Consider the following 5982-nt stretch of genomic DNA (forward strand, 5'->3'; position numbering starts at 1 on the left):
CCATCGATGCGGAAAACAAGGCGAAGGAGCAGAGGCAGTACTTCGAGGGGATGGGCCTGTTGAACGCGGGACAGAATGCCGCCGCGCTGGAAAGAACCAATGCGGAAATTGCTGGCCGACGCGAAGTTCAGGGCTTGAGCAACGCCGGGGCGCTGGAGCGAACCAATGCGGAGGTTGCTGGCCGACGCGAAGTTCAGGGCTTGAGCAACGCCGGGGCGCTGGAAAGAGTCAGGGAGGAGACTGCCGTAAAAGACAAAGATAGAACTTCAAAAAACTTTGATATTGCGATGCAGCGTACTTCGGTCGAGACAACGGATCCCGTCACTGGGGGGAAATCGAGAAGTGTCAATCCGGTCCTTCTTGAAGAGGCCATGCATGCGCTTGGCACTCCACTTCCCGAAGGATCGTTTCGACAAACAAGAGAGGCGGCGGATAGGGAAAGGGCGAATGCTTTGCCAAGCCGCGACCTCATGAGTCAGGCCGAACAGGAAGCACGGCATCAGATGGGGTGGAAAGACTGGATTCCCTTCGTGGAGCCTGACCCAGCCGAAACCCGGAGAAGAGCAACGGAAATGCGGGATATGGGGTTGTTGGCCGTGAAGGAGGGTGCGCCTCCTCCGGGGAAAGCCACTCAACCGGAAGCGGCTGCAATGGTGGCTGAAAAACCAGGAGCAAAGCTTATTGGCAAAAAAGGTGACAAGGGCGTTTGGCAGAATCCAGACGGAACCCGGTTTCTGAAGTAGGAAGATCTGAATGGCATTATACCCGCGTATCGATGATCTTGGGGGTGACTTCGTGCCGATAGGCAACGAAGAGCCGAAAATGTACCCGCGTATCGATGATCTTGGGGATGACTTCGTGCCGATAGGGGCTGATTCACGCGGCCCGACAGTTGGGCAGGACGTTCCGGGGGTCGGCGCAACGGTTTTGACCCCGGACCAGGAAGACTCCTGGGGAACCACGTTGCGCAAGAGCCTGGAAAATGTGCCCGACAGTTTCAAGGCCGGGGCGGGTTCGTTGGTTCGGATGGTCGGGACCAACATGGAGAAAATGCAGACCACTGCTATGCAGGAGGCGTTATCCGCGACCGGCCAGTCGGACCAGGAAATTGCCGACCTGACTCCCCAGATTCAAGAGGCCAACCGCTCCCCCCTCACCGCTACCGGAAAGGGGATGTACGACGAGGCTCATTCTGCCATCCAGGCCAACCAGCCCAATGTTCCGGACCGTTCCGGCAAGTGGTACGTCGGGAGCGCCGCGAGGGCTGTTGGCGAGATGACGCCTGCCATTGCGGCGGGTCTCCTGACACGCAGCACGAATGTCGGCCTGTCCGTCATGGCGGCCAACGCGGGCGGAAACCAATACGGCGAGAGCCTGGCGAAGGGACGCACCCACGAGCAGGCGCAGGCGGATGGACTTTTCACAGCCATCACCGAAACGATTGGTGAGCATGTTCCGCTTGGCTTCCTGATGCAAAAAGGTGGCGTGTTCCTGAAGCGACTGTTGAAAACGGCAGGTGCTGAAGGTGCCGAAGAGATGGTTACCGAAACCCTGCAAGCCGGATACGATGCCGGAGTCATCGGCGACAAGATGACTCTTGGCGAGGCAGGGCAACGCATCATCGATGCGGGAATTATAGGGGCCATGGCGGGCGGCACGCTGGGAGCGGCAGCCCACCCGTTCGTCAAGGACCAGGAAGAGGGCTTACCCACTCCGCAGCCTGTCCCGCAGCCTGTCCCGCGACCTCCCGGCGAACGCGCCCGGGCGGCCTCATCGCCGCCCGTCATCACCCCGGAAGACGAGGCCTCCCCCATCCCCACCCACCTGATTGCCCAGGGTCGTCAGGTGATGCAGGAAACAGAAGCCACCGGCAGAGCCGACGCCATTCTGGCCCGCAACGGCTTCCCCAGGGTCAACACCCGGGTGAGTGTGACGTTGCCCAACGGAGCCGTCATGACCGGTACCGTGACGGACGCCTTCCAGGAGGGGGATAACCCCCTGGATGCGGGAATGCGGGTGGAACTGGACAACGGGCAGGTCATCGACGAACTCTTCTCCCGGTTGGGTGGTGTGCAAATCCAGCCGCTTCCGCCCGTCGCGGCTTCCGGGAAGGTTGCTGTCGCGCCGCAAGGAGCGGTTTCGGAGACAGCCCCCCCTGCTGAAAACAAGGCTCCGGACTATTCTCCCGAGGCCATCGGTCTTGAAGTGCAGAATCCGCTTTCCGAAGCAACCAACAAGGATTCCTTGCAGGTTGCCCCGGTCGAAATACCTGCCAGCAACCAGACCGCTCGCGAAAGCGGGGCCATCGCGTTGTTGGACCCGGACACCATCCAGACCGAAGCGACCCCCAATTCCGCGCCGACCGGCGGTCCGGTGGTTGCCAGGCAACCAGAGACTTCCGGGAATACGGTCCAGGAGCCTGCAACCCAGCCGGCGGCGGTGATCGAACCTTCCGGAAAACCCGGAGAGTCGCCGGGACAAGAGACCGTCCTTCCGGTCACGGATACCCCGCAAGCCATTTCTCCGGCACCGGCTCTCACCCCGGAGGAGGAACGCCTCCAGGCCTGGGAGGCGCTGCTCCGGCAGGTGGAAAGCATGGCGAAGCAGAACGGGCTCGATCCCAAGGCCGCCGTTCGGGCCTTCAAGGCCGGGTTGCCGCGTCCGCGAGTGCCGAAGCGACCCGCCGCACCCATCGCGACGGCTACGGTTGCCGATACGGCCGTTTCCGAAAGCGACCAACGGCAGGGCGCGAAGGTTGACGCATCCTCCGGGGAGTTGCCCGCTCCGAGTGCCGTCTCCCCGGAAGCGATGGTTCTTCCCGCAGAGCCTCAGCGAAGTGAAGCCGTAACCCCTCTCCAGCCTGACGACATCCTGGGCATTGGCGGGAAGCCGTTTGCGACCGAGAAATCCGCCGCCCTTTCTCTGCGCATGCGCAAGGCGTTGCAGGGGCAGGGATACGCCCCGGCCCAGGTGGAAGGCGGATGGGTGCTGCGCAAGAAGACAACCTCCCAGGCCGTTTCCTCTCCCTCTCCCTCTCCGGAACAACAGGTTCTTCCCGAAGAGTCTCATCGGGACACCCCCGAACCCTCCACGCCACCGTTGCGCATCGAGCCCCTGTCAGACAAAGAGTTCGTCGTGCTGGACCCGAACCAGGCTTACAAGGAGCGCGTCAAACAGGCCACCCACCACAATCCCCTCTGGCATGCCGTAAAAAAGGGCTGGACCTTTCCCAAGGCCCAAGAAGCCAAGGTTCGTGAGGCTCTGGCGGACCTGCTGCCGGACGGGTTCGTGCGCACCTCGACGGGATCCGTCGATTTCGGACAGATCAACGCGGAGCAGGCGGTGGCCATCGGTGGACAGCCGGGGCCGATCCGGCTGAGGTCCGAAGGAGAGTCCCCTGGGGAAAAACATATCAATCGCCCGGAAAGGCTTCGACAACTAGAAGAGGCTGGATACCAGAACGCTCGTGAGTTGATCGAAGACGTAGGGCAGAACTTCAATGCCATCTACCGGGGAACGGGCAATTCAAAGATCCTCGCCAAGCGGAACGGCAAGGCCCTCATCGCTTTTGTAGAGTTGATGCCGGACAATACGGGAGGTTTCTACGATGTGCGGAGCGGACTGGTTTCCAGGGAAGGATACCTGAAAAACAAGACCCTGTTGTGGGAGGAAGGGCGCCGACCAGACCCTCACCGGCCCGTGGCCACAAGGACCGACCCCGTATCTGCGTTAGGGCCACAGCAAAGTCTTGACCCCCATGCTACTCCATCTGGAGAAAATAGCAAGACGGATGACATGGCCCCACCGTGGGAGGCGTCGCGCACACACGATCCTCGCCAACCCGTGTCCATGGTCACGGTGAAAACTGACCCCCTCAAGCGCGGGGCCACAGCAGAACCTAAAGCCAATGCTACCGCATCTGGAGAAAATAGCAAGACGGATAACAAGACCCCGTTGTGGGAGGAAGGGCGCCGCCCAAGCTCTCAACGGTCCGTGGCCACTGAGACCGATCCCCTTTATGAGCGCTGGGGCCACAAACAGAGTCTTGATGCCAATACTACCGCATCCGAAGAAAATATCAAGCCCGTTGTCGCCGACGAAAACACCTCCTCCCTGACCACCATCCGCCAAGCTTATGACCGGCTGGTGGCCCGGAATGGATGGCTGGACCCCCGCATCGCCGAGGTGCATCGGGAGGTTGGCTCTCCTCCTCTGGAACCCTTCAAAAAGACCCTGCGGGAAGCCTTGCAGCGGGGAGAGGCCGTCGCCTCCCTGGGGGACTCGTCGCTCTCCACCCAAGAGGAACGCGAGGCCGCAATCGAGATCAACGGGGAACCGCATCTGCGCATCCGGTTTTTGAAGCAGCCGGAGAGCGGTACGCCGGAAACATCCCCCTCCGTTTCCGGAGAAAGCGTTCCTGCCGGGAGTTATACGGATCACCTTGCCACCACCGGAAAACCATACCCCAGCGAGAAATCCGCCCGACTGGCGGCCAGCAATCGCGCGGACATGAAGGGACGCAACCTGACTGTCGTGCAGACCGGGGAAAACGCCTGGGTGTTGCGGGAGTACGATGGGAAGCAAGCTGTGAAGGGTGGAAAAGGCGATGTCCGGCCTGCGATCCTCCGGGATGATGCCGCCGTGGTCCGCATCACGGGTGACGAGCTGGGTGCCTTCAATACCGTGAAGGAGTTCCGCCTGAAAGCCCTGGAGCGGGCGAAGCGGGATTTTGTTGGGAAGACCTACACCAACCAGGATAGCGGGGACCGGATCGAGGTGACCACCTCCGGGGTGAAGCATACGATCAGCCACGGAGCGGACGACCTGATTCGATCCATCGTGGCGATTCCGGAGTTGATTGCGAACGCACGAAAAGTCGGGATCGAGGTAGACAACAAAGACGACCCCAATACCAGGGCGGTGCATCGTTACGAGGTGAATCTTGAGATCGGGGCAAGAAGCTTCGGGGTGATTCTCGTCGCCAAAGAAAGGTTCGATGGCACGAAATATTACGACCACTCTTTCAAAAAAGAAGAAGGCCCCACGCTTGGAAAGGAGACCCCTCCGACCACGGCCCAGAATTCGCGATCTGGCGCTCCTGAGGGCAAACCGATCCAAGGCAGAGCCCAACAGCAGAATACCACCTCCCCGGAGGAAGGCAACAAAAATCCTTTACTCAGGAAAACAGAAAGCTCCGCTTCGCTGCAGGATCACGCTTCTGGCGTACCGGGTTCAAAATCGGCTGCGGGAAACGAGAGTCGAGAGCAAAGCAGAGCCCACGCACACGATACCCTATCCACGCCGGATAGCAACTCGATTCCGAGTGACAAACCAACCACCACCCTCACTCCGGAAGCGGCAGCCAAACTCCCCGAGATCGAACGGGAAGTGCGGGGGCTGCTGGAACGCATCGCTCCCCACGCCCGGGTGAAGATCGTCGATGAGGTGATCGTGGCCACGGTGGACGGCAAGGAGATCCGCACCGGGGGCGACTACACCAGCCTGCTCGACCTGATCCGGGTGGCCCTGAACCAGGACAACCCCTTGCGGGCGGCCCGCCACGAAACGATTCACCACCTGCGCAACATGGGATTTTTCCGAACCGACGAGTGGCAAACCCTGCGCGACCAGGCCAGAAACGTGTGGCGCCAACGCTACGGCATCGATGACACCTATCGCCCCTACTACGAGGAACGCTTTTCCGGAAACGAGGCCCTGATCGAGGAAGCCCTCGACGAAGAGGCCATCGCCGAAGCCTTTGCCGACTTCCGTTCGGGCGGCGTTCGCGGCGAAGGACGCGGCATCCCCGGCATGCTGGCCAAGGCGCGGACCTTCTGGAATCGGATACGGGAGATCCTCGGCAGAGTGTTCGGACGCCCGGTCACTTCCGATGAGATCTTTGCCAAAATCGACAGGGGGGAGGTGGGCAGACGCACGCCGGGAAGCCGGAGGGTGGGGGGTGTTCGACCTTCCAGGGAGGCC

At 61.2% G+C, this 5982-nt stretch carries 2 protein-coding genes; both read left to right on the forward strand.

The genetic code is table 11. The features are described from left to right. Positions 1-743, forward strand: a 743-nt coding sequence (locus HQL56_06940; protein ID MBF0309247.1) for a hypothetical protein, incomplete at its 5' end; no start/stop codon positions are given. Positions 744-753: 10 nt separating this feature from the next. Beyond that, on the forward strand, positions 754-5982 hold a 5229-nt coding region (locus tag HQL56_06945), incomplete at its 3' end, for a hypothetical protein (GenBank protein ID MBF0309248.1).

The organism is Magnetococcales bacterium, assembly GCA_015231925.1.
Lineage (GTDB): Bacteria > Pseudomonadota > Magnetococcia > Magnetococcales > JADGAQ01 > JADGAQ01.